The 23,983-nt window shown below is 61.5% G+C and carries 25 protein-coding genes; 14 read left to right on the forward strand and 11 right to left on the reverse strand.

Features of this window, described 5'->3' with window-relative positions:
- Positions 1 to 47: 47 nt before the first annotated feature.
- Positions 48 to 653: a flavin reductase family protein gene (locus GTF44_RS04655; RefSeq protein ID WP_171557879.1), complete on the reverse strand. Its 606-nt coding sequence runs from the start codon at positions 651 to 653 to the stop codon at positions 48 to 50.
- Positions 654 to 736: 83 nt separating this feature from the next.
- Here GTF44_RS04655 and GTF44_RS04660 point away from each other — a divergent pair, with 83 nt between their 5' ends.
- Positions 737 to 1,219, forward strand: a complete 483-nt coding sequence (locus tag GTF44_RS04660; RefSeq protein WP_171557881.1) for a GNAT family N-acetyltransferase — start codon at positions 737 to 739, stop codon at positions 1,217 to 1,219.
- A 30-nt stretch (positions 1,220 to 1,249) separates the two neighbouring features.
- On the opposite strand, the gene GTF44_RS04665 is transcribed toward GTF44_RS04660, so the two are convergent.
- Positions 1,250 to 1,783 (reverse strand): cytochrome b, encoded by a 534-nt coding sequence (locus tag GTF44_RS04665; protein WP_171557882.1) that lies wholly within the window; start codon positions 1,781 to 1,783, stop codon positions 1,250 to 1,252.
- 109 nt (positions 1,784 to 1,892) lie between these two features.
- On the opposite strand from GTF44_RS04665, the gene GTF44_RS04670 reads away from it, so the two are divergent.
- Positions 1,893 to 2,354, forward strand: a complete 462-nt coding sequence (locus GTF44_RS04670; RefSeq protein WP_171557884.1) for a MarR family winged helix-turn-helix transcriptional regulator — start codon at positions 1,893 to 1,895, stop codon at positions 2,352 to 2,354.
- A gap of 57 nt (positions 2,355 to 2,411) precedes the next feature.
- On the opposite strand, the gene ptsP is transcribed toward GTF44_RS04670, so the two are convergent.
- Together ptsP and GTF44_RS04680 are read right to left on the reverse strand one after the other, a co-directional pair.
- On the reverse strand, positions 2,412 to 4,655 hold the full coding sequence (ptsP, locus tag GTF44_RS04675; protein WP_171557885.1) for a phosphoenolpyruvate--protein phosphotransferase: 2,244 nt from the start codon (positions 4,653 to 4,655) through the stop codon (positions 2,412 to 2,414).
- A gap of 171 nt (positions 4,656 to 4,826) precedes the next feature.
- Entirely contained in the window at positions 4,827 to 5,531 is a 705-nt protein-coding gene (locus GTF44_RS04680) for an SDR family oxidoreductase (protein ID WP_171557887.1), read from the reverse strand.
- Between the two features lie 102 nt (positions 5,532 to 5,633).
- Between GTF44_RS04680 and GTF44_RS04685 the strand changes: the two genes are divergently transcribed.
- Complete coding sequence (locus tag GTF44_RS04685; protein WP_171557889.1) at positions 5,634 to 6,533, forward strand: LysR substrate-binding domain-containing protein; 900 nt, start codon at positions 5,634 to 5,636, stop codon at positions 6,531 to 6,533.
- 9 nt (positions 6,534 to 6,542) lie between these two features.
- Here the strand turns inward: GTF44_RS04685 and GTF44_RS04690 are convergent, their stop codons facing one another.
- Complete coding sequence (locus tag GTF44_RS04690; RefSeq protein ID WP_171557891.1) at positions 6,543 to 6,986, reverse strand: MarR family winged helix-turn-helix transcriptional regulator; 444 nt, start codon at positions 6,984 to 6,986, stop codon at positions 6,543 to 6,545.
- A 128-nt stretch (positions 6,987 to 7,114) separates the two neighbouring features.
- On the opposite strand from GTF44_RS04690, the gene GTF44_RS04695 reads away from it, so the two are divergent.
- Entirely contained in the window at positions 7,115 to 7,573 is a 459-nt protein-coding gene (locus tag GTF44_RS04695) for a hypothetical protein (protein ID WP_171557893.1), read from the forward strand.
- Here GTF44_RS04695 and GTF44_RS04700 read toward each other — a convergent pair.
- A complete protein-coding gene (locus GTF44_RS04700; RefSeq protein ID WP_171557895.1) occupies positions 7,570 to 8,808 on the reverse strand; it encodes an aspartate kinase in 1,239 nt (412 codons plus the stop codon). The genes GTF44_RS04695 and GTF44_RS04700 overlap by 4 nt on opposite strands.
- Positions 8,809 to 8,919: 111 nt before the next feature.
- Here GTF44_RS04700 and GTF44_RS04705 point away from each other — a divergent pair, with 111 nt between their 5' ends.
- Positions 8,920 to 9,891: a threonine dehydratase gene (locus tag GTF44_RS04705; protein WP_171557896.1), complete on the forward strand. Its 972-nt coding sequence runs from the start codon at positions 8,920 to 8,922 to the stop codon at positions 9,889 to 9,891.
- 59 nt (positions 9,892 to 9,950) lie between these two features.
- On the opposite strand, the gene GTF44_RS04710 is transcribed toward GTF44_RS04705, so the two are convergent.
- Genes GTF44_RS04710 through glmU form a run of 4 tightly spaced genes read right to left on the reverse strand, consistent with a single transcriptional unit; the run spans position 9,951 to position 14,334 of the window.
- On the reverse strand, positions 9,951 to 10,631 hold the full coding sequence (locus GTF44_RS04710; protein WP_171557898.1) for a DNA alkylation repair protein: 681 nt from the start codon (positions 10,629 to 10,631) through the stop codon (positions 9,951 to 9,953).
- A complete protein-coding gene (locus GTF44_RS04715) occupies positions 10,628 to 11,170 on the reverse strand; it encodes a pyridoxamine 5'-phosphate oxidase family protein (RefSeq protein ID WP_171557900.1) in 543 nt (180 codons plus the stop codon). Before GTF44_RS04715 ends, GTF44_RS04710 begins: the two co-directional genes overlap by 4 nt.
- Positions 11,170 to 12,981, reverse strand: coding sequence for a glutamine--fructose-6-phosphate transaminase (isomerizing) (gene glmS / locus GTF44_RS04720; protein ID WP_171557902.1), 1,812 nt, complete (start codon positions 12,979 to 12,981; stop codon positions 11,170 to 11,172). The genes GTF44_RS04715 and glmS overlap by 1 nt, the downstream gene beginning before the upstream one ends.
- Before the next feature lie 3 nt (positions 12,982 to 12,984).
- Positions 12,985 to 14,334, reverse strand: coding sequence for a bifunctional UDP-N-acetylglucosamine diphosphorylase/glucosamine-1-phosphate N-acetyltransferase GlmU (gene glmU, locus GTF44_RS04725; RefSeq protein ID WP_171557904.1), 1,350 nt, complete (start codon positions 14,332 to 14,334; stop codon positions 12,985 to 12,987).
- Positions 14,335 to 14,472: 138 nt separating this feature from the next.
- Here glmU and GTF44_RS04730 point away from each other — a divergent pair, with 138 nt between their 5' ends.
- From GTF44_RS04730 to GTF44_RS04755, 6 genes are all read left to right on the forward strand, one after another.
- Positions 14,473 to 15,138 (forward strand): HAD-IA family hydrolase, encoded by a 666-nt coding sequence (locus GTF44_RS04730; RefSeq protein WP_171557906.1) that lies wholly within the window; start codon positions 14,473 to 14,475, stop codon positions 15,136 to 15,138.
- Positions 15,139 to 15,189: 51 nt separating this feature from the next.
- Positions 15,190 to 16,383 carry a DegT/DnrJ/EryC1/StrS aminotransferase family protein gene (locus GTF44_RS04735; RefSeq protein WP_171557908.1) on the forward strand — a complete coding sequence of 398 codons (1,194 nt, stop codon included), beginning with the start codon at positions 15,190 to 15,192 and terminating at the stop codon, positions 16,381 to 16,383.
- A 132-nt stretch (positions 16,384 to 16,515) separates the two neighbouring features.
- Entirely contained in the window at positions 16,516 to 17,679 is a 1,164-nt protein-coding gene (locus GTF44_RS04740; RefSeq protein WP_171557909.1) for an isovaleryl-CoA dehydrogenase, read from the forward strand.
- Between the two features lie 5 nt (positions 17,680 to 17,684).
- Positions 17,685 to 18,083, forward strand: coding sequence for a DUF1622 domain-containing protein (locus GTF44_RS04745; RefSeq protein ID WP_171557911.1), 399 nt, complete (start codon positions 17,685 to 17,687; stop codon positions 18,081 to 18,083).
- Entirely contained in the window at positions 18,080 to 18,388 is a 309-nt protein-coding gene (locus GTF44_RS04750) for a hypothetical protein (protein WP_171557913.1), read from the forward strand. Before GTF44_RS04745 ends, GTF44_RS04750 begins: the two co-directional genes overlap by 4 nt.
- Positions 18,385 to 19,104, forward strand: coding sequence for a flavodoxin family protein (locus tag GTF44_RS04755; RefSeq protein ID WP_301270749.1), 720 nt, complete (start codon positions 18,385 to 18,387; stop codon positions 19,102 to 19,104). The genes GTF44_RS04750 and GTF44_RS04755 overlap by 4 nt, the downstream gene beginning before the upstream one ends.
- Before the next feature lie 109 nt (positions 19,105 to 19,213).
- Here the strand turns inward: GTF44_RS04755 and GTF44_RS04760 are convergent, their stop codons facing one another.
- Positions 19,214 to 19,819: an OmpW family protein gene (locus GTF44_RS04760; protein ID WP_171557914.1), complete on the reverse strand. Its 606-nt coding sequence runs from the start codon at positions 19,817 to 19,819 to the stop codon at positions 19,214 to 19,216.
- Positions 19,820 to 19,983: 164 nt separating this feature from the next.
- Between GTF44_RS04760 and GTF44_RS04765 the strand changes: the two genes are divergently transcribed.
- Genes GTF44_RS04765 through GTF44_RS04775 form a run of 3 tightly spaced genes read left to right on the forward strand, consistent with a single transcriptional unit; the run spans position 19,984 to position 23,958 of the window.
- A complete protein-coding gene (locus tag GTF44_RS04765; RefSeq protein ID WP_171557916.1) occupies positions 19,984 to 21,588 on the forward strand; it encodes a carboxyl transferase domain-containing protein in 1,605 nt (534 codons plus the stop codon).
- Position 21,589: 1 nt separating this feature from the next.
- On the forward strand, positions 21,590 to 22,018 hold the full coding sequence (locus GTF44_RS04770; RefSeq protein WP_171557918.1) for an ASCH domain-containing protein: 429 nt from the start codon (positions 21,590 to 21,592) through the stop codon (positions 22,016 to 22,018).
- Positions 22,018 to 23,958: an acetyl/propionyl/methylcrotonyl-CoA carboxylase subunit alpha gene (locus tag GTF44_RS04775; RefSeq protein WP_171557920.1), complete on the forward strand. Its 1,941-nt coding sequence runs from the start codon at positions 22,018 to 22,020 to the stop codon at positions 23,956 to 23,958. The genes GTF44_RS04770 and GTF44_RS04775 overlap by 1 nt, the downstream gene beginning before the upstream one ends.
- Positions 23,959 to 23,983: the final 25 nt, after the last annotated feature.

Here is a 23,983-nt window from a genome sequence, read left to right on the forward strand (position 1 = left end):
CGGGCGCTCCCCCACTCATCGTGGCAATGCGCCGACCATGTGCAAGGTCACTCTCCAGGTCGAGAGAGTGAAAAGACCTCCTCGACCGCCGTGTAATCGCGATAGCCAAGCCGGGCCAACGGACGGAATTTGGTGACGTCGAAGATCCCGTCGACCAGGCAATCTTCCCGCAAATGTACGCCCGTGACCTCGCCAAACACCACGAAATTTGCTGCCCCCGGCAGCTGGACGATTTGCGTCAGTTTGCATTCCAGATTGGCCGGTGCGTTGGCCACGCGGGAACAGGCGATCGTCTCGCATTCGGCGCGCGCAATCCCGGCCAGCGCGAATTCGTCGGTTTCCTTCGTCCAGTCGCCCGAGGTCTGGTTCATCCCGTCGCGGGCCGCATATTCCACGATATTGACGCAGAAGACGCCGGTGTCGCGGATATTGGCGACGCTGTCCTTGGTATCGCCCCGGTCAGGTTTCGCAGCGGTGGAGGCGAACATCACCTGCGGCGGGACATAAGCGACGGCGTTGAAAAAGGAGTAGGGCGCTAGGTTCTCGGATCCGTCTGCGGCGCGTGTGGAAATCCATCCGATCGGGCGCGGCGTCACCACGGCGTTGAACGGGTTATGCGGCAGCCCATGGCCGTCTTCTGGTCTGTAGAACATGGTCGATAAGCCTCTCTAATTTGGCAAGGAGTTAGCCGCGTGTTAGGGCCAAGGCCAGAGACAAATGAACGACACGGGCCTCCATGTATCACCTGCTCCGCGAAGAGCCTGATGACCGATGGGAGGTCGAGGCGCTTTACGATCTATGTTTCGCGCCCGGGCGCGAGGCGCTGTCGAGCTATCGTCTGCGCGATGGCGTGCCCGCGGTGCGCGATCTCTGCCATGTGGCGCGGGATGGCGATGGCATCTTGGCGGGTGCGGTGCGGTTTTGGCCTATTCGTGTGGGGGAATCTGGCGTGGAGGCGTTGTTGCTCGGCCCCATCGCGGTGCATCCGACCCGCCAAGGCGAGGGGTTGGGCGGATTATTGATGGAGCAGGGGCTCAGCCGCGCGCGCGAGGCCGGTTGGTCCCGCGTGATGCTGGTCGGCGATGCGCCGTATTATGCGAAGTTCGGCTTTCTGCCGCTTCGGGGCGTACAGATGCCGCCGCCGACAAACCCAGATCGGGTCCTTGGCCTTGGCGATTGGCCGGGTGTGACCGGGCAGGTCATGTCTTGGGCTCACTAGGCGAGGGCGACCTGCACCCCGTGCGCGGACTTATCCCTGCCGATTGCCGAACCACATGCGGCGCAGCAATCCGTCGCGGCGGATGAAATGGTGATAAAGGGCTGCGCCGACATGGGCGAGGATCAAGAGCCCCAAAACCGTGGCCAGGGCGCCATGCACGGCACGGGGCGGAAAGGCGGAGAAATCAACGGGTAACGGATCGCCCGAGCCGCCAAATACAATCGCTGGCAGACCGGCCATGACCGAGATCGCAATGCCCGAGCCACACATGGCGAAAACGACCAGATAGAACAGCCAATGGGCGGCACGCGCGCCCTTGTTCAGTACCGCATTACCAATATCGGCCTCGGGTGGCTTTGCAGTGACCAAGCGCACGATCAACCGGGTCAGCATCAGCGCCAGGATCGCGATGCCCATCCCCATATGCATGCGGAGTGAGATCAACTTGAACGGGTCGTCATTTGGCGTCGCCGCCAGGACCTGCCCGCCCATGATCAAACCACCGATGATCATCGCGGCGAGAAGCCAGTGTAATGTGACAAGGATCGGATGATAGCGGGTCATAAGCTGTACCTTTCGATCTGCACTGAGTCGGGTGACAGTATATCTTGCTGACGCTATTGTTGCCATGGCAACAGTAGCGTAGCCGCGCGAGGCGAGTTGAGGCGCTGGTATGGATGTCAAAAAAACAACGCAGCAGGTGCGGGAGAGTTCGTTTGGTTGGATGATCAAACGCCTCGCCGCCCGACTGGATGACGAGATGAACGCGAATCTGGCACCGCTCGGGCTCGATCTGGCGTCCTTCGCGATCATGATGACGGTGTTGGAACGCAGCCCGCTCAGCCAGGCCGCAATTGGCGAGCGGTTGCAGATGGCGCCGTATAAGGTCAGCCGGTCGCTCGATACACTTGAAGCGCTCCGATATCTCGCCCGCCATCCCGATCCGGCCTCCCGTCGGGCGCATGTGATCCGACCGACCGAATTGGGGCAGCGGATCGCGCCGCAGCTTTATGCCGTGGTCAGCGGTGTGAACGGGAAATTGGCCGGGCCGCTCTCGGAGGAGGAGCGGCGCGATTTGGCGGGACTGCTGACCCGGATGGTGGTGGCGCAGGAAGCTTGGACGGCAGCCGAATAGGTTACGAAAATCGACGCGAGTGCGGATTTTTGTAACCCATTTTCGAGTTGCGAACGCTCAACCCTGCTGCCGGAACCAATCCATCACCGCAGGGCGAACCGATTGCGCACCGGTTGCGCGGGCATCGTTGATCACATTGCGGACCTCGCGCAGATCGACCCGGCGCAGCAAGCTTTTGACCGGGCCAATCGAAGCCGGGCGCATCGACAGGCTGCGCAGCCCCATGGCCGCAAAGCAGAGCGCTTCAATTGGCCGCCCGGCATCCTCGCCGCAGAAACTGAGCGGCGTGTCGGTGTCGTCGCAGCGATGCACGATCTGCTCCAGGAAGGTCAGAAACGACACGTTTAGCGTGTCATACCGCCGCCGCACCCGCTCATTCTCGCGATCCGCTGCGAAGAAGAACTGTTTCAGATCGTTGCCGCCGATAGAGATAAAATCGGCCATCTCAAAGAAATGCCTAGGTGCGAAGGCGAGGCTGGGCGTTTCAAGCATCGCGCCGATCTCAACCGCGGAGGGCAGGGTGTGGCCAAGCGAATCCTCGCGGTCAATCTCCCGCAGCAGATGATCGCGCGCCTGGATAAACTCTTCAAATTGCGCCACAAATGGGAACATGATGGTCAAGGGTCGACCATTCGTTGCGCGGATCAGCGCTTGCAACTGCATCCGCATCACGCCGGGCTTGTCTAAACCCACACGGATCGCGCGCCAGCCGAGCGCCGGGTTCGGCTCATCCTGCGGCTTCATATAGGGCAGCACTTTGTCGGAGCCGATATCTAGCGTGCGGAACACGACGCGTTTTCCCCCGGCGCTGTCCATCACGCGGGCATAGAGGGCGGCCAGCTCACCCCGGCGCGGAACCTTGTTGCGGGTCAGGAATTGCAGCTCGGTCCGGAACAGGCCCACGCCTTCCGCCCCCGAGGAGGGCAGGGAAGGCAGATCCGCCATCAGCCCGGCATTCATATGTAAGGAGACCACCGTGCCGCAGAGTGTCTCTGCCGGTTTGTCACGGATCGAGGCGTAGCGTTCCTGCGCCGCCGCGACCATCGCCATCTTATCGCGGAACGCGGCGGCGACGGTTTCCTCAGGGCGCAAATGCACGATGCCCTGATCGCCATCGACCAAGATCGGATCGCCGTTCAGCGCCTCCGCCGTGATGCGTTTTGCGTTGACAACCAAGGGGATAGCCAAGGCGCGCGCGACAATTGCGGCGTGGCTGCCGACAGAACCCTCTTCCAAGACCACGGCTTTCAATGAGCGGCCATAATCGAGCAGATCGCCGGGGCCGATATTGCGCGCGACCAGAACCGGATTGTCGGGCATCTGTGCGCCCGCGTCCGCGCCTTGGCCGGTCAAAAGCCGCAGCATCCGGTTCGAGAGATCGTCGAGATCCTGCAACCGTTCTCGCAGATAGGCATCCGGCACGGTTTCCATCCGCGCGCGCGCCGTCGATTGTTCTTTTTCCACGGCAGCCTCGGCGGAGAGGCCGCGGGCGATATCCTCCTCCATCCGGCGCATCCAACCCCGCGAATTGGCGAACATGCGATAGGCTTCCAAGACCTGCATCTGTTCGCCATCGCCTTTGGGGGCCTGCGTCAGCATCTCATCAACCGAGACACGCAGTTGATCCACGGCATCGCGCAGGCGGACCAATTCTGCATGGGGGTCCTCGGCAATCGGGTTGGTCACAACCACACGAGGCTCGTGCAGATAGACCCGGCCTTCGGCCACACCTTCCTGGGCAGACCCGCCACGGAGCAACACCTGTTGCTGATGCCGTGGTGAGAGGGCGGCACCTTCGCCCAGAAAGGCGCCAAGTTCGGTCATCTCGGCAATCACCATGGCGACGACTTCGAGAGCGTAAATCTCGTCATCGGAGAATTGCCGGGCCTCTTTCGACTGCACCACCAAAACACCGAGACGTTCGCCCAGACGCTGGATCGGCACACCTAAGAAGCTGGAGAACCGCTCTTCCCCCGTCTCTGGCATATAGCGGAATCCAGGCTCGGCCGGGGCATTGGCGGTATTGATTGCGTGCGCGCGGGAGGCGACCCGACCGACCAGACCCTCACCCATGCGCATCCGGGTCACATGCACAGATTCCGGCGCGAGGCCTTCGGTGGCGCAAAGCTCCAAAGTGTCGGCATCGCGCAGCAGATATATGGAACACACTTCGGTGCCCATGGAGTCGGCGATCAGATGGGTGATCCGATCAAGCCGCTCCTGCCCCGCTCCTGCCTCGGCCAGAGTGGCCTGCAAGCGGCTGAGCAGCTTGCGGCTTTCGCTTTCGGTTTGTTCGGGCATCCCGCCGTAACCCCTGCGCCTTCCGTCGCCCTACGCATAGCGCGGCGTGGGGGCAGGGCGCAACGGCGGAGCGGTTAACCGGCGGAGCGACGCTGCGGCGGCGTATGGGCGAAGACGGTTGCTGTCATGGCGGCGATCAGCCCGTGCTACATATGCCAACGTGCCGTCATGTTAGACCGAACGGGTGAGCCCGCCATCGATGCGGAGATTCTGGCCGGTCATATAGGCGCCGCCTTCTGAAGCAAGATAGGAGATCAGTGACGACACCTCGGCGGCATGCCCATACCGCCCCATCGGGATGCGGGCGCGGCGGTCTTCGGTCTCGGGCAGGCTATCGATGAAGCCCGGCAGCACGTTGTTCATGCGGATATTGTCTGCTGCGTATCTGTCGGAGAAGAGCTTGGTGAAAGCGGCGAGGCCTGCGCGGAACACGCCCGAGGTCGGGAACAGAGGGTCGGGTTCAAAGGCTGCGAAGGTGGAAATGTTGATGATCGCGCCGCCGCCGTTTTGCTGCATCACTGGGGTGACGAGACGGGTCGGGCGGATCACATTCATCAGGTAGACCTCCATCCCTTGATGCCAATCCTCGTCGGAGATTTCCAGAACGGGGCCTTTAGGGCCGTGGCCTGCGGAGTTGACAAGTACGTCGATGCGGCCCCATCGGTCGACCGACCGGTCGACGAGTTGTTTCAAGGCCTCGTTGTCGAGGTTCGATCCGGTGACGCCGACGCCGCCCAGTTCCTCGGCCAAGGCCGCCCCTTTGCCGGAAGAAGACAGCACAGCCACATGAAAGCCATCGCGGGCCAATTGCCGGGCGGCATCGGCGCCCATGCCGGACCCGCCCGCCGTTATCAGGGCGACTTTCTCTACAGTCATCAGCTTCACCTCAGATTGGATAGCTTGATTTCCTAGCCAGGATATGAGTGTTTCGGCGCAGAGACGACGCATGTCTTCTGCGATCTGAGGATAGAAAACCTATTGCCAAAGCAAATTCCTCTTCCGCCGTTGAATGGCCTGCGGGCCTTTGAAGCCGCCGGTCGGCGATTGAATTTCCGGGCGGCGGCGGAAGAACTGGGCGTGACCCAGGGGGCCGTCGCGCAACAGGTGCGCGGCTTGGAGGACAATCTGGGCCTGAAGCTGTTTGAGCGCCTGCCGAAAGGGCTGGCCTTTACCTCAGCAGGCCGCGCGTATCATGCCGAGATCGCGGCAGCCTTCGGGCTTTTGCACCGCGCCACCGAAACCCTGCGCCCCGCGCCGAAACGGGTCACAATCAGCGTGACCCCCACCTTTGCCTCAAAATGGCTGATCCCCCGCCTGCCTGACTTTGCGGAGCGGTATCCAGAGATCGATCTGCGCATTTTGGCAACGGAGGGTGTGTCGAGCTTTGAGGCGGACGGTATCGATCTGGCAATTCGGCAAGCGCGACCGCCTTTTGGCGCGAGCCTCGATACCCGGTTGTTGTTCCGTCATGAGGTGATTGCCGTGTGCGCGCCCGGGCTGGTCGCCGGGTCGGATTTGCCGCTTTCTCCCGATGAGTTGACCAAGCTGCCACCGCTGCACGACACCCATGATTTGTGGCCGCGCTTTCGTCGGGAGGTGATGGGGCTAGACGATCTGGCCCGCCAGCGCGGCGTGCGATTTAGCCAGACGACGCTCACGCTTGATGCGGCGCTGGCGGGGCAGGGCGTGGCCTTGGCCAGCCGGTTTCTGGTGGAACAGGATCTGACGGCGGGGCGATTGGTGCAACCTGTTGCGGGCCGTCTGGTCGGCGATAGAGACTTTCATATGTTGGCGAGGTCCAAAGCCCATCGACGGCCCGTTGTGGATGACGTGATGGATTGGTTGGCCCAGGTGTCAGATGACGCCATTTCGCCCTGAAGGTATCGGTTAAGGCGTCTTCGACGGATCGCGGAGGGTTTGGATGACGTGTCGCATCAGGGCCAAGAAGGCGTCTTGTTCTTCGGCAGTGAGGCCTTGCAGCGCGCGGGCGTTTTCCGATCGGGCGGCCTCGGTGGCCGGGTTTTGCAGGGATTTGCCGCGCTCGGTCAGCCATATCCGCTGAAGCCGCCCATCATCAGCGTCCTTGGTGCGCGTGATCAACCCATCGCGTTCCATCCGAGTCAGTGTGTTTGCCATCGTCGCCTGTTCGATATCGAGGCGCTGGACCAACTCGGATTGTGTCTGACCGTCCCGGGCCCATAACTCCAGCATTGCAGGGAAATTGCCAGGGCTGAGCCCGAGCGGCTTAATCCGGGCATGAATGGCACGCGCGAAGAGCCGGGCCATGTGATTGGCGAGGTATCCCGCCGAGTCTGTTTTGTCGAACACCATGCCGCAGCGTAACTTTGGATAGCAGGCTATGCAATGATCAATAGCTTGCTATATAATGGCACAGTGCGCCGGCCCAAACGATTCGCCGCGCGATTTTATATAGCTCGCTATGCAAAAGGAGACATGATATGACCCGTGTTCTGCACCCCATCGCCGGGGGCCTCGCGTTTTCCCTGATTGTTGTGTTTTTCAGCGCGACGCTGATCTCGGAGCTGTTCGGATCGGTGGAGATGGTGACCGCCGTGAAAACGGCGATCCCCTGGGGGTTTCTAGTGCTGATCCCGGCTATGGCGGGCGTCGGCGGAACCGGATTGGCCCGCGCGAAGGGGCGCCGCGGCGGCCTGCTTGGGAAGAAGGCGCGGCGCATGCGCTGGATTGCCCTGAACGGGCTCTTGGTCTTGGTGCCCTCGGCCTTGTTCTTGGCCGATCGCGCGCGGGACGGTCTGTTTGATACCGCTTTTTACGCCGTCCAAGGCGTAGAGCTTGTCGCGGGCGCAACAAACATCATCCTGATCGGGTTGAGCATTCGGGAGGGGTTGCGACTGTCTGGCCGTCTTCGGCCGCGTCGCACCACAGGCCGCGCTTAAGCGGCCTGCTCCAATCCGAACGCGTCATGGAGGGCTTGGACAGCCAGTTCCATGTATTTCCGGTCGACAAGCACTGACACCTTGATCTCGGAGGTGGTGATCACCTTGATATTGATCCCCTCGTCGCGGAGCGTGGAGAACATTTTCGACGCCACACCGGCATGGGAACGCATGCCGATCCCGACGATGGAGACTTTGCAGACATCGGTATCGGCGACCAGATCGTGGAAGTTGATCTCGCCCTTCTCTTTCGCCCCATTCATCGCAGCTTCGGCGCGTTTCACCTGATCGGTGGGGCAGGAGAAGGTCATGTCGGTCCGGCCTTCTTCGGCGATGTTCTGCACGATCATGTCGACATTCACGCCCGCCTCGGCCAAGGGGCCGAAGATCGCGGCGGCGATCCCGGGGCGGTCTGCGACCGAGACCAGGGTCATTTTCGCCTCATCACGGGAATAGGCGACACCGGCAACCACATTGCTTTCCACGATATCCTCCTCGGCACAAACAAGCGTGCCCGCATTTTCATTGTTGTCTTCAAAACTCGACAGCACCCGCAGGCGCACATTATAACGCATCGCCAATTCGACGGAGCGGGTTTGCAGCACTTTCGCGCCGAGAGAGGCCAGCTCCAGCATCTCTTCGAACGCGATTTTTTCCAGTTTGCGCGCTTTCGAGGTGATGCGGGGGTCGGTGGTATAGACGCCATCCACATCGGTGTAGATGTCGCAGCGTTCCGCGCCGAAGGCGGCGGCAAAAGCCACAGCCGTGGTGTCGGACCCGCCCCGGCCAAGGGTGGTGATCCGCCCCTCGGGGCTGATCCCTTGGAAGCCGGCGACCACAGCGACTTTCATACCTTCATCGAATTTGGCGTTGATATTCTCTGTTGGGATTTCCTCAATCCGTGCGGCGGCATGGGCCGATGTGGTCTTGAGCGGCACCTGCCAGCCCTGCCAACTGCGGGCGGGCACGTCCATTTCCTGCAAGGTCAGCGCCATCAGCCCGGCGGTGACGTTCTCGCCCGAAGAGACGACGGCGTCATATTCGCGCGCATCGAAAAGCGGCGAGGTCTCATCGACATAGCCGACAAGCTTGTTGGTCTCCCCCGACATCGCAGAGACGATGACGATCACATCATAGCCATTGGCCACCTCGCGCCCGACGCGTTTGGCCGCGCGGCGGATGCGGTCGAGCGTGGCGACAGAGGTGCCGCCGAATTTCATCACCAGAAGGGGCATGTGCCCGAAACCCTTTCGATTGGTCCGGGCCGGGTCATAAGCGGGGGCGTTCGGGCTGACAAGGGGCGGGAGTGTCGCTAGGTTGGGCCTGATTGGGACAGGAAGGCTGACATGAAACTGACATTGGCGGATTTAGAAGCGGCGGCGGAACTGGTTTACACACAGATGCAGGCGACGCCGCAATATGCCTGGCCGCAACTCGCCGCAGAGACCGGGGCGGAGGTGTGGATCAAGCATGAGAACCACACGCCGACCGGATCGTTCAAAGCGCGCGGCGCCATTACCTTCATCGATTGGGTGAAACGGACCTATCCGGAGGCCAAAGGCATCTGCACCGCGACGCGCGGCAATCACGGACAAGGCCAGGCACGCCAAGCCGTGGCGGCGGGGCTGACCGCGAAGGTCTATGTGCCGCATGGAAACTCGGTTGAGAAAAACGCCGCGATGCGGGCCTTCGGTGCCGAGGTGATCGAATTCGGAGAGGATTTCGATACCGCGCGGGAGGAGGCGTTTCGCGTGGCTGAGGCCGAGGGCTTGGTCATCGTGCCGCCGTTCCACCCAGAGATTGTGCGTGGCGTTGCGACCTATGCCTATGAATTGCTGTCGGCCGTGCCAGATCTGGACGTGATCTATGTGCCCGTCGGCTGTGGTTCGGGCATCTGCGGCAACATCCTGGCGCGGGACGCTTTGGGGGCGAAGACGAAGATTGTCGGCGTGGTCTCAGAGCGGGCCGATTGCGTGAAGCAGTCGGTTGAGGCCGGGCGGTTGATCGAGACAGAGAGTTCCGCGACCTTTGCGGATGGCATGGCGGTTCGGGTGCCGGTGGCCGAGGCGTTTGAGATCTATTCCAAGGGAGCCGCGCGGATCATCTCAGTCAGCGATGAGGAGGTCGCCGAGGCGATCCGCATCTATTACCGCGACATCCATAATCTGGCCGAAGGGGCAGGGGCCGCGCCACTGGCCGGATTGCTGAAGGAAAAAGACCAGATGCGCGGCAAGAAGGTGGGTGTGATCCTCTGCGGTGGGAACATCGATACCGAGTGGTTCCTGACGGTCTTGGGTGGGGGTGTACCAGAGGTGTGAGGGACCCGGAAATTTCAAATTTCCGATCCGTTTTTCGTCCGAAAAACGGCCCCCGCCCGTTAGGGCAAGTGTTTCCTAGCCTCCTTCCGAGCGAAGGGTTTCATCTTCTCGCCATGGGTTGCGATAAAGGCGCGGACCGTGTCGGGGTCGCGTTTTGAGAGATCGCGGAGCCACCAGGCCACCGCCTTCTGGATGAACCATTCCGGGTCCGCCACATAGTCGGCGCACCAGCCGAGAATGCGGGTGCGCGCGGCTTGCTCCGCCGGTTTGGGGTGCCGGGATTTGCAGAACGGCAGTGTGAAAACCAAGGCTGCGCGTTTGGTCCAAAGATGGTCTGAGCGGGTCCAGGTCTCGACGTCATCAAGACGGGTGGGATCGGCCAGAAGCCGCTTCTGTCCGCCTTGTGCAACGGCGTCAGCAATGGCCCAACTATCGAACTCCGGCACAAACCCTTTGATGCAGTCCCAGGCTGGGCCGTCATCCGGTTTGATCCGCGCTTGCAGGAAGAGCTTTCCCGCCGCGACCCGCGCTTCAAAAATGTCGCTGGCCCACAGTCCGTTGGCCAGCGTAACCAAGCCCTGCAGATCATGGGACTTCCGCCATTGCGCGGCCAGATCGCCGGTGATCGCATTGGATAGCCCCAGATACTCCCGGTCCACCTTGTGATAGGCGCGCATCTGCGCCGCACGCTCCGGGTCCGCATGGACCCTCAGGGCGCGCAAAGCGTCTTCGACGGTCATACCGGGATGCCGGTGGGCTTGCCGTCGATGGTTTCGGTATTCTGCTTCGCCCAATGGGTGCGGATATCGGCGTCGGATTTGCTGTCGACCCATTGCTGCATCGTCGGTCGCTCCCCCACATAATCCATGAAGGGTACGGCGTAGCCGCAGGAGGTTTGCACCAAATCCACATTAATATCGAAAATCTGTCGCGCACTGCGATGGGGCGGGAAGAGCGCGGCCATCTCGGCCCAGTCGGGATCGACCGGATGGACAGCCCGGGCGGTGCCATAGCAGCGCAAGATCAACGGGCGTTTGGAAAAGGAACACCACATAAGGGTGATCCGCGGCTGTTCCAGAAGGTGCCCGGCGGTTTCATTTCCCGAACCCGTGAGGTTCAGCCAGGCAATCCGGTTGGACCCGAGAACGCGCAGAGACTCCATACCCTTGGGGGAGATGTTCACCCGCCCATCGATGCCTGCCGTGCCGGAGAAGAATAGAGGCTGCTCAGCGATGAACCTCTGGTGATCTTCTTCGATTTTCTCGAATTGTTTGGCCATCACTCCACCGTCACGGATTTCGCCAGATTGCGCGGCTGGTCCACATCGGTGCCCTTATGAACTGCCGTGTGATAGGCGATCAACTGCGCCGGGATGGAGTAGAGGATCGGGGCGAAGAACGGGTCAACCTCGGGCATGACCAGGGTTTTCCACGCGCCGTCCGAGGCCTGTTTCGCGCCGGGTTTGTCGGTCACCAACCAGACTTTGCCGTCGCGCGCCATCACCTCCTGCATGTTCGAGACGGTCTTGTCGAAAAGCGCGTCGCGCGGCGCCAGAACCACCACCGGCACAGTTTTGTCGACCAAGGCGATTGGACCGTGTTTCAACTCGCCCGAGGCGTAGCCTTCTGCATGTATATAGCTGATTTCTTTGAGCTTTAACGCGCCCTCTAGCGCTAGAGGGAACATCGCGCCGCGCCCCAGGAACAGCACAGTTTGGGCGCGTGCCAAGGTCCGCGTATGGCGCTTGATCTGATCCTCCAACGCAAGCGCTTGGTTGATCAGCGCCGGCAGGGCGCGGAGCTGCCGCAGCATGTCGGCTTCGCGCGCGGCATCGATCCGGCCTCTTTGCCGGCCGGCCAAGATCGCGAGGTTGGCCAACACGCCCAGTTGGCAGATGAACGCTTTGGTGGAGGCGACGCCGACCTCAACCCCGGCCTTGAGCGGCAGCGCCAGGTCGCTTTCCCGGGCGATAGAGCTTTCGGCCACATTCACCACCGATAGAATCCGGGCGGCTTTGCCCTCGGCATAGCGCAGCGCGGCCAGCGTGTCGGCGGTCTCCCCCGATTGGCTGACGAAAAGCGCGGTCGCTTTGTCGGAAACCGGCGGCTCGCGGTAGCGGAACTCGCTGGCGATATCGACGTCGCAGGGCAGGCCCGCAAGCTGTTCGAACCAGTATTTTGCCACCAAACAGGCATAGTTGGCCGTGCCGCAGGCGACGAGGATCACCCGATCCGTCTCGCTGAAATCGACATCGCCCTCTGGTATCTGCACCGTGTCGCCCTGGGCGTAATGCGCCAGGCAATCGGCCAGAACCGTGGGCTGCTCAAACACCTCTTTGGCCATGAAATGCCGGTGCCCGCCCTTGTCGATCTGCGTCGCCTGGGCGGCGATTTCCCGCAATTCCCGATTGGCCCGGCGGCCTTTGGCATCATAAATCTCGGCCCCTTCACGAGTGACAAAGGCATAGTCGCCTTCTTCGAGATAAGTGATCCGGTTGGTCATCGGGCTAAGCGCGATGGCGTCGGAGCCCACATACATCTCGCCATCGCCATGGCCGATAGCGAGCGGTGAGCCTTTGCGCGCCGCCACGATCAAATCACCTTCGCCTTGGAACAGGAACGCCAGCGCGAAGGCCCCTTCGAGATGTTTCAGCGTCTCGACGGCGGCGTCGCGCGGCGTCATGCCCTGGTTGAGGTAATGCTCGCAAAGTTGCGCGACGGTTTCCGTATCGGTTTCGCTTTCCCACGCCGCGCCGTTCAGCCGGTCGCGCAGTTCACGGAAATTCTCGATAATCCCGTTATGGACCACGGCCACGCGACCTGCGCGATGGGGATGGGCATTGGCGACGGTTGGCCCGCCATGGGTGGCCCATCTTGTGTGGCCAATGCCGGATTTGCCGGGCAGCGGATTGTGCACCAATTCATCGCTGAGATTGACCAGTTTGCCAACGGCGCGGCGGCGGTCAAGCGTGCCGTTTTGCACCGTGGCCAAACCGGCGCTGTCATAGCCCCGATATTCGAGCCGTTTGAGGGCTTCTACCAAGATTGGCGCGACCTCGTGATCGCCCAGAACACCGACAATGCCACACATGCTCTACTGCCCTTTTTGCTTGGCTTTGATCGCGCGGAGCCGGGCCATCAGTTTGGCCGCGAGCCCGGGTTTGTTGATCTGCTTGCCGCGTGCGACGGCCAGCGCCTCATCCGGCACATCTTCGGTGATCACCGATCCGCTTGCGGTCATCGCGTCCGCGCCGACTTTGACCGGCGCGACCAGCATCGTGTTGGAGCCGATAAAGGCCCGCGCGCCGATCTGTGTTTGGTGCTTCATCACCCCATCGTAGTTGCAGGTGATGGTGCCGGCACCAATGTTGCTGGCTGTGCCGATGGTCGCGTCGCCGATATAGCTCAGGTGATTGACCTTCGCGCCTTCACCGATCTGGGCCGCTTTCACTTCAACGAAATTGCCGATCCGTGCGTCATTGCCCAACTCTGCGCCGGGGCGAAGACGCGCGTAAGGCCCGACAATGGCATCAGCGCCCACATGGGCGCCTTCGAGGTGCGAAAAGGCGCGGATCGTGGCGCCGGATTCGACCGTGACGCCCGGCGCGAAGACCACGTTTTGTTCGACCACCGCATCGCGGCCGATATGTGTGTCATAGGCGAAATGTACTGTGCTGGGCGCGGTCAAGGTGACCCCCGCGTCGAGCATCTCGGCGCGTTTGGCGGTTTGGAACAGCGCTTCTGCGCCTGCAAGTTCCGCCCGGGTGTTGATGCCGAGCGTTTCCGCCTCGGGGCAGGTGATCGCGGTGGCGCTCAGCCCCTCGGCGGCGGCAAGAGCGGGCACGTCGGTGAGGTAATACTCGCCTGCGGCATTCTTCGTTTCGACCTTGGCCAAAAGGCGCATAAGGGTGGCGGCGTCGGCGGCGAGAAGCCCGGAATTGCAAAGCGGGTTGGCCAGTTCGTCTGGTGTCGCGTCTTTCGCCTCGACAATGCGGGTCAGACGATCCCCCTCCATCACCAACCGGCCGTACCGGCCCGGATCATCGGCCTCGAACCCCAGAACCACGATGTCATGGTTTGCGCGGGCGTCGACCATACGGCTGAGTGTGTCGGTCGAGATGAACGGTGTGTCGCCGTAGAGCACGATGACATCGCCCGCGAACCCGTCCAACGCGGGCGCGGCTTGCAGCACCGCGTGGCCAGTGCCGAGTTGTTCGTCTTGACGGATGCAGATGGCCTCGGGGTCAAAATCGCCCACGGCTTTTTCCACGGCCGCCGCGCCGTGCCCCGTAACCACAATCACCCGCTCAGGTTCCAACGCCGCGCCGGAGTGCATCGCATGCGCGATCAGGGGTGCCCCGCCAATTTGGTGCAGCACTTTCGGGCGGTCGGAGTTCATCCGCGTGCCCTGACCGGCGGCGAGGATGACAAGGGCGATCGGCATGGGCCTGTCCACATTTTCTTTTTGTCTTGTGGCCCCGGTATGTTCCATGCCACCCCATCGCGCAAGCCAGGGCACGGTCAAATCGGCTTACGGTTCATTTCAGGCGCAGGCGGAAATCTGCCCAAAGAGGAGAGCAGGATGCGCACGGTGATCTTCGATTTGGACGGGACATTGGCCGACACCTCCGGCGATCTGATCGCGGCGGCTAATGCGGCTTTGGAGGCGCTGGGCCATGCGCCGCAACTCGTTCATGGGCAAGATGATGCGACCGCTTTTCGCGGTGGGCGAGCAATGCTGAAACTGGGTTTTGAGCGCTTGCGGCTTGAGGCACCAGCAGCAGAGATCGAGGCCGGCTATCCGCTGCTTCTTGAAGCCTATGGGGCGGCGATTGACGTGCATACGCAGCTTTATCCTGGGGCGATTGCGGCGGTTGAGCGGCTGCGCGCCGCCGATGTGGCGGTGGGCATTTGCACCAACAAGCCGGAAGGGCTGGCGGAAACCTTGATGTCCCGGTTGGGTGTGCGCGATCTGTTCGACTCGCTTGTTGGGGCCGACACGCTGCCGGTGCGCAAGCCCGACCCTGCGCCGTTTATTTTGGCGGTTGAGCGGGCGGCGGGCAGCCGGACCAGCGCGCTTTTGGTGGGCGACACAGACACGGACCGAAAGACCGCGCGGGCCGCAGGTGTGCCAAGCGTTCTGATCACATTTGGACCGGACGGGCGTGGGGTTGAAGCGTTGGCTCCGGAAGCGCTTTTGGATCATTACGATGATCTGGATCGGATCGTGGACCATCTTCTGAGCTGAGAGCACGCAGATGGGATTGACGCGCGCCGCGGGCCGCATAATCCTCCGACCATGGATAGAACAGTTTTCACCGGCAGTTTCACGCAACAAGAACCGATCCCAGAGGCGGGCATCGCGGCGGCGTTGGAGGTGCTCGGCCATGGCCGCTTGCACCGCTACAACCTCCAAGGCGACGAGGCGGGCGAGACGGCGCTTCTGGAAGAGGAATTCGCGGTCTTCACCGGAGCGAAATACGCGCTGGCCGTGGCCTCGGGCGGCTATGCGATGGGCTGTGCCTTGCGCGCCTTGGGTGTGGGGCCGGGCGACCGGGTCTTGTCAAACGGGTTTACGCTTGCGCCTGTGCCAGGCGCGATTGCCAGTGTCGGGGCGGAGCCGGTTTTTGTCGAAACCACCGAGAGCTTGACCATCGACCTGCCCGATCTGGCGGAGAAAGCCGCGACATCGGGCGCGCGGGTGCTGCTTTTGTCGCATATGCGGGGGCATCTCTGCGATATGGGTGCGTTGATGGAGATTTGTGACCGCGCCGGGATCGCCGTGGTGGAAGATTGCGCCCATACGATGGGGGCGGAGTGGGAGGGTATCCCTTCAGGTCGCCATGGTGTCTTTGGCTGTTACTCGGCGCAGACCTATAAGCATGTGAATTCCGGCGAAGGCGGGCTGCTGATCTCGGATGATGCCGAGTTGATGGCGCGGGCCATTATCCAATCCGGCAGTTATATGCTTTACGGTCGCCATCGCGCCGCGCCGCCCGCGGAGGTGTTTGAGCGGGTGAAATATGTCACGCCGAATATCTCTGGCCGGATGGACAATCTGCGCGCCGCGATCCTGCGTCCGCAACTGGCCGATTTGCCAGCGCAGGTGGCCCGTTGGAATGCGCTCTATTACGCGGTGGAGGAGGGGGTGCGGAACACGCCCGGTCTCAAAGTGATCGAGCGCGACCCGCGGGAGAAAATTGTGGGCTCGTCGATCCAGTTTCTTCTGCCGGAGGCGACGCCCGAGAAAATCGAAGCGATCATTGCGGGCTGTCTGGCGCGCGGCGTGGAGTTGAAATGGTTTGGGGCCGAAGAGCCGGTGGCCTTCACCTCACGCTATGACAGTTGGCGCTATGCCCCGCCGCAGAGCTTGCCGAAGACCGATAAGGTTTTGGCCGGGCTTGTCGATATGCGCCTGCCGCTGACCTTTTCGGATGAGGATGCGACATTGATCGCATCAATCATTCGCGACGAGGTGCGTGCGGCACTGTGAGGCGCAAAATTCTTACAAGAATTTTGACCGGAATTTTGCAAAACTCCGGGCCGATTGCCGATAGGTTTTGACTCACTTTCCGCTCTGGGCTATGAATTGAACAAGCGTTCAATTAAGGGGAGGGGCCGTGCGATGTTCATGGCGTCAATGAAGTTCGACGTGGGCGAAGATGTGAATGCGCTGCGCGAGATGGTGCATCGCTGGGCCCAAGATCGGGTCAAGCCAATGGCGGCAGAGATCGACCAATCCAACGAATTTCCGCCCGCGCTTTGGGCCGAGATGGGCGAGTTGGGCCTATTGGGCATCACCGTTGACGAAGAGTTCGGCGGCGCAGGCATGGGCTATCTCGCGCATGTGATCGCGGTGGAGGAGATCGCGCGGGCTTCGGCCTCAGTCTCGCTCTCTTATGGCGCGCATTCGAACCTTTGCGTGAACCAAATCAAACTGAACGGCACGCCGGAGCAGAAGGCGAAATACCTGCCTGGGCTGGTATCGGGCGCACATGTCGGCGCATTGGCGATGTCAGAGGCCGGCGCTGGCTCCGATGTGGTCTCGATGAAGTTGAAGGCCGAGAAGCGCAATGATCGCTATATCCTGAATGGCACGAAGTATTGGATCACCAACGGGCCGGATGCCGACACCCTTGTGGTGTACGCCAAAACCGACCCGGAGGCCGGATCAAAGGGCATGACGGCGTTTTTGATCGAGAAAGACATGGTTGGCTTCTCGACCTCGGTGCATTTCGACAAAATGGGGATGCGCGGTTCGAACACCGCCGAGTTGGTCTTCGAAGATGTCGAAGTGCCGTTCGAGAATGTCTTGGGGGAAGAAGGCAAAGGCGTGCGGGTGCTGATGTCAGGCCTTGACTATGAACGTGTGGTGTTGAGCGGGATCGGCACTGGCATCATGGCGGCCTGTCTCGATGAAATCATGCCCTACATGGTCGAGCGCAAGCAGTTTGGCCAAAGCATCGGGAATTTCCAACTGATGCAGGGCAAAATCGCCGACATGTATACGAAAATGAACTCAGCCCGGGCCTATGTTTACGAGGTCGCCAAGGCTTGCGACCGCGGCGAAGTCACACGCCAGGACGCCGCGGCCTGCGTCCTCTATGCCTCGGAGGAGGCGATGGTTGTGGCGCATCAAGCGGTGCAGGCGATGGGCGGCGCAGGTTTCATGAATGACAGCGCCGTCAGCCGGATGTTCCGTGATGCGAAGCTGATGGAGATCGGCGCGGGCACCTCCGAAATCCGGCGGATGCTGGTGGGCCGTGAAATGATGGCGCTGATGGCCTGAAACCCATGGAAGCGCTCGGCGATCTCAACGTGACCGAAGGCGTGCTGCACAGCGAGCTGAGCAGCGTGGCCCTGGTGCTGGAGTGGATTGCGGCGCTGGTCAGCATTCTGGCGATCCTCGTCATGCTGATCGGCACGGTCCGGTTTCTCGTCGGGTTTATAAGTGGCGAGGCCAAGGTCGCCAAAACCGACCGCGCCCGGATGCTGAACGAAGAGCGGGTGGAGCTTGGGCGCTACATTCTGGCTGGGCTGGAGCTCTTCATTGTTGCCGATATCATTCACACCGCGCTCAGCTTCGCGCTTGGCGATCTGATCTTCCTCGGGCTTCTGGTGCTGATCCGGTCGGCGATCAGCTTCTTCCTCGACCGCGAGATCGAGGCCATCCGGAAGGACCCCGAGCGGTGACCCGGCCGATGTGGATCAGCCTTGCCGGCCTCGTTCTGGCTGCCACACTCTTTGGCGTGGTGATGGGCTTGCGCGCGGTGCCGCCGACCGAGGGCGAGATTATCGACAGTTTGGCGGCGCTCTATGTAGCAGAAACCGGCGGTTCGCCGACAGATTGTCACGCGGTGCCTTCAGAGTTGAACGGTGTGCGTTTGGTGCTGATTTGTATGCCACAGGGCGGCGAAACCCGGCTCTATCCTGTGAATGATTGGGGTGTCATGGTGGAGCTTGACGCCTCACTGACAGCAGGAGAGCCCCAGACATGAGCGATTTTTCCAAACTGAACGCCTTGTTTTTCAACACATCTCTGAAGCGCACGGCAGATGAAAGCCATACGCAGCTTTTGATGAACGCATCCGCCGGGATCATGGAAAAACACGGTGTCACGGTCGAGCACGTGCATATGTTCGATCATCAGATCGTGCCCGGGGTCTATCCGGATATGACCGAACACGGCTGGGATCGGGATGACTGGCCGCAGATTTGGCCGAAGGTGCTTGAGGCCGATATTCTGGTCATCGGCACGCCGCTTTGGTTGGGCGAGGAAAGCTCGCTTTGCCGGGTGTTGATCGAGCGGCTCTATGGCATGTCTGGTGAGCTGAATGACAAGGGCCAGAGCATCTATTACGGCAAGGTGGGCGGCTGTGTCGTGACCGGCAATGAAGACGGGATCAAACACGCGGCGATGACGATCTGCTATGCGCTGAGCCATCTGGGTGTGACGATCCCACCCCAAGCGGATTGCGGCTGGATCGGCGAGGCCGGGCCTGGCGCGTCTTATGGCGATGATGACGGGGCGGGCGGCAAGATCGGCTTCGACAATGATTTCACGCAACGCAACACGACGATCATGACCTGGAACCTGATGCATATGGCCAAGCTGCTGAAAGGCGCAGGTGGTCTGCCGAATGAGGGCAATGACCGGCGCGCGTGGAAAGCAGGGTGCCGGTTCGACTATGAGAACCCGGAGTATCGCGCGTGAGGGTGTTTGAATGACCCAGGCGCAAGAATACGGCGCGCCGTCCTTGGTTGGGGATGAACGGCGCACCGGACCTGCCCCCACCATGACAGGGGCAGGCCGCGTGATGCGATTAGAAGCGCATCACGTAGGAGATGCCGTAGACCATCGGGTCGATCTCGGCAGTTCCCTGATAGACACCATCCACATGCACATCGGCGTCGATATCCATCCAGCGCACGTTGAAGCGGACAGCCGCTCGATCCGACACCGCGTAGTCCAGCCCGGCTTGCAACGCCAGCCCGATGCTGTCGTCGAGCTCGATAATCGACCCGCCGCCGATTGTATCCACGTCCAGAAAGGCCGTGTAGTTGATACCCGCGCCCACATAGGGGGTGAGGCGGCTGTCATTGGCGAAGTGGTAGTTCAAAGAGACCGTCGGCGGCAGAAGGTTCGTCGTTGCCGTGTCGGTCCCGTTCAGGGCGATGGTGTGTTCAAACGGCGTCGCGGCCAGGACTTCGATGCCCAGGTTGTCGCGAATGAAGTATTCAAACGTGATTGTCGGGCGGATGTCATCGTCGATCGTCGAGTTGGCACCAGCAATGACACCCGTATCGGATTGCGGGTTGATCGAGCCGATGCCGAAGCCGAGCGTCCAGTCGCCTCTTTGCTGCGCCGCCGCCGCACCTGCGGAAGCGAGCAGGGCAATCATGGCGAGGGCGGAAATGGTCGTTCTCATTTTGTCACCTTTTACGTTGAGAATGCTCTGGTCCTGCGCCTGCTGCGCTGCGGCGACATTGATCTGGGTCAAGATGCTGGAAGGTTTCGCTGCGACAAAATGGTTGCGAATGAAATGATGCCGCTAACAGCGGGGTTGAAGATGTCTAAGAGGCCGATAAACCGATGAAATTATCTACAAACCTGATGGCGGGATCTGACACCGCAAAGGCCAACCGCGCCGCCCATCTCGAGGCGCTTGCCCTGGTGCAAGACGCGGCTGCACATGCAGCGGCGGGAGGCGGAGAGCGGGCGCGCGACCGGCATTTGTCGCGCGGTAAGATGCTGCCGCGCGAGCGGGTGGCGAACCTGCTCGACCCCGGTTCTCCGTTTCTGGAGGTGGGCGCGACGGCAGGCCATGAGATGTATGACGGCGCGGCGCCCTGTGGCGGGGCGATTGCCGGTGTCGGGCGGGTGCATGGCCAGGAGGTCATGGTGGTTTGCAATGATGCGACGGTGAAGGGTGGGACCTATTACCCGATCACCGTCAAGAAGCATTTGCGTGCGCAGGAGATTGCCGAGGAATGCCATCTGCCCTGCATCTATCTGGTTGATAGCGGCGGGGCGAACTTGCCGAACCAGGATGAGGTCTTCCCGGACCGCGATCATTTCGGGCGGATTTTCTACAACCAGGCGCGGATGAGTGCCAAAGACATTCCGCAGATCGCCGTGGTGATGGGGTCTTGTACGGCGGGTGGCGCTTATGTGCCTGCGATGTCGGATGTGACGATCATCGTGAAAGAGCAGGGGACGATTTTCCTGGCCGGGCCGCCTCTGGTGAAGGCGGCAACCGGTGAGGTCGTGACGGCGGAGGATTTGGGCGGCGGCGATGTGCACACGCGGCTTTCTGGCGTGGCGGATTATCTGGCCGAGGATGACACCCATGCGTTGGCTTTGGCGCGGCGCGCGGTGCAATCGCTCAACCGGAGGAAACCTCAGACCGTGCAGTGGCAATCGCCCGAAGACCCGGCCTATGACCCGGAGGAACTGCTCTCGGTCGTGTCGTCCGCGTTGACCACGCCCTATGACATTCGCGAGGTGATTGCGCGGGTTGTGGATGGCTCACGGTTTGATGAGTTCAAGCCGCGGTTTGGCGAGACCCTTGTCTGCGGCTTTGCGCATCTGATGGGCTGCCCCGTGGGGATCATCGCCAATAATGGCGTGCTGTTCTCGGAAGCGGCGCAGAAGGCGGCGCATTTTGTGGAGCTCTGTTCGCAACGCTCTATCCCGCTGGTTTTCCTCCAGAATATCACCGGGTTTATGGTGGGGCGGAAGTATGAAAACGAAGGCATTGCGCGCCATGGTGCGAAGATGGTGACCGCCGTGGCCACGACCAACGTGCCAAAAATCACCATGGTGGTGGGCGGCTCCTTCGGGGCCGGGAATTATGGGATGGCCGGGCGCGCCTATCAGCCACGCTTCATGTGGTCCTGGCCCAATTCTCGGATTTCGGTGATGGGTGGCGAGCAGGCAGCAGGCGTTCTGGCCACCGTCAAGCGCGACGGGATCGAGCGGCAGGGCGGTACATGGTCTGCTGAGGAAGAGGCCGAATTCAAGCGTCCGACGCTGGAAATGTTCGAGGCGCAATCTCACCCGCTCTATGCCTCCGCCCGGCTGTGGGACGACGGCGTCATTGATCCCCGCAAAAGCCGCGAGGTGCTGGCTCTATCCCTGAGCGCCGCGTTGAATGCCCCGATAGAGGAGACACGCTTTGGCGTGTTCAGGATGTGATATGAGCAGCACTCTCGAAGACGTCAAAACCCGGTATCCCGGTGCGCAGACTTTCAAGTTTGGCGATAGCGCCACCATGAGCGCCGAACTTCTGGCGTTGGTCCGAGCCGGGGTTAAGACCGCGACTTGCGGTGCACTTCGCGACTATCCTGAGGGCAGCGCCGACATGCCTGTCAAAGGGCGGCGCGATATCGCTTTGGAGTGGGATGACTGCCCGGCACTGGTGATCGAAACGGTCGAGGTCTCGGTTTGCCGGTACTGCGATGTGACTGAGGACTTTGCGTTGGCGGAAGGCGAAAACGAAACACTTGATGGCTGGCGAGAAGATCATCGCCGTTACTTCGAACGCAATGGCGGATTCGATCCAGAGATGGAGCTGGTTTGTGAGCGGTTTCGCATGGTCGAAGATCTGGCAGAGGAACAGCGCTAATGTTCAACAAAATCCTGATCGCGAACCGGGGCGAGATTGCCTGCCGGGTCATGGAAACGGCTCAGAAGATGGGCGTGTCCTGCGTCTCTGTCTACTCCGACGCGGATGCGGAGGCCAAGCATGTTCAGATGGCGAACGAAGCCGTTCATATCGGTGGGTCGGCACCGGCTGAGAGCTATCTCAAGGGCGATGTAATCATTCGGGCGGCTCTGAAGAGCGGTGCGCAGGCGATCCATCCGGGATACGGGTTTCTGTCAGAGAACCCGGAGTTTGTGGAGGCTGTTGTAGCTGCGGGGCTGACGTTCATTGGCCCATCGGCGGAGGCGATCCGCGCGATGGGTTTGAAGGATGCGGCCAAGGCGTTGATGCATGAGGCGGGTGTGCCGGTTGTGCCGGGCTATCACGGGGAGAACCAGGATCCGGAGCATCTTGCGGGCGCGGCGGATGCGATTGGCTACCCGGTATTGATCAAGGCCGTGGCCGGTGGTGGCGGCAAGGGGATGCGCAAGGTCGATGCGCCCGGCGGGTTCATGGAGGCTCTGGAAAGCGCCAAGGGCGAGGCCGCGACGGCGTTCGGCAATGACGCCGTTCTGATCGAGAAATTCGTTGAGAAGCCGCGCCATATCGAGGTGCAGGTGTTTGGCGATGGCGCGAAGGCGGTGCATCTCTTCGAACGCGATTGCTCGTTGCAGCGGCGGCACCAGAAGGTGATTGAGGAAGCCCCCGCACCTGGCATGACCGAAGAGATGCGGGCCGAGATGGGGATGGCCGCTGTCCGCGCCGCCGAAGCGATCGGCTATACGGGTGCCGGCACGGTGGAGTTTATCGTGGACGGCTCTGAGGGGCTTAGGCCCGATCGGTTCTGGTTCATGGAGATGAACACACGGTTGCAGGTTGAGCATCCCGTGACCGAGGCGATCACCGGGGTGGATTTAGTCGAATGGCAGCTACGCGTGGCGGCGGGCGAGGACCTGCCGGTGACACAAGACGCGCTTTCGATCAACGGCCATGCTTTTGAGGCCCGGCTCTATGCCGAGGATGTGCCGAAAGGGTTTTTGCCCGCGACGGGCACGCTGGCGCATTTGTCTTTCCCCGAGGGCGCGCGGTCCGATACCGGTGTCCGGCTCGGCGATACGATCAGCCCGTGGTATGATCCGATGATCGCCAAACTGATCGTCCATGGGCCGACCCGAGCGGTGGCGCTGAACCGGTTGGAACAGGCGCTGGCGGGAACGGAAGTGGCCGGGTCGGTCACGAACCTGGCGTTCTTGCGAAAGCTGGCGCGCCATGAGGGCTTTGGCGCGGGCGATGTGGATACCGGACTGATTGATCGGGACCTAGAGGATTTGGCCGTTGATCCGGTGGCATGCACACGGACCCGGGCGCTTGCCGCATTGGGAGCGTTGGGGTTGGATGAAGGCGATGACCAACTGGCCGGGTTTGCGCTTTGGGCGCCGCTGAAACAGAGCGTGCAACTGAGCTATCGTGGTGAGGTTTTGACCTTCGGTGTTGAGACATTAGGGCCTGGACAGTTTCGCGTTTCGGGGGATGACAGCAGCCATGATGTGAGCCGCGCCTCTGGCGGATGGCAGATTGACGGGGCGGTGGTGGGCGCTCGGATACAGCGCCACGCGGCGGGTGTTTCGGTTTTCTGGGGCAACAATTATGGCTTTGATCTGATCGATCCTTTGGATGTCGTGGCCGACGGTGGCGCGGCGGCGGGGCGGATTGAAGCGCCCATGCCGGGGCTGGTGAAAACGGTTTTCGTCGAGGCGGGGCAGGCGGTGTCCAAGGGGGATCGGCTGGCCGTCTTGGAAGCGATGAAAATGGAACATACGCTGAGTGCCGGGCGCGACGGGGCGGTGGCCGAAGTCTTGGTCGAGGCCGGGGCACAGGTCGAAGCGGGCGCGGCGCTGATTGTTCTGGAGGAGGAGACATGAGCGGCGGCAAATTCTTGCAAGAATT

It is taken from the genome of Roseobacter sp. HKCCD6576-2, assembly GCF_013179285.1.
GTDB lineage: Bacteria > Pseudomonadota > Alphaproteobacteria > Rhodobacterales > Rhodobacteraceae > Rhodophyticola > Rhodophyticola oceani.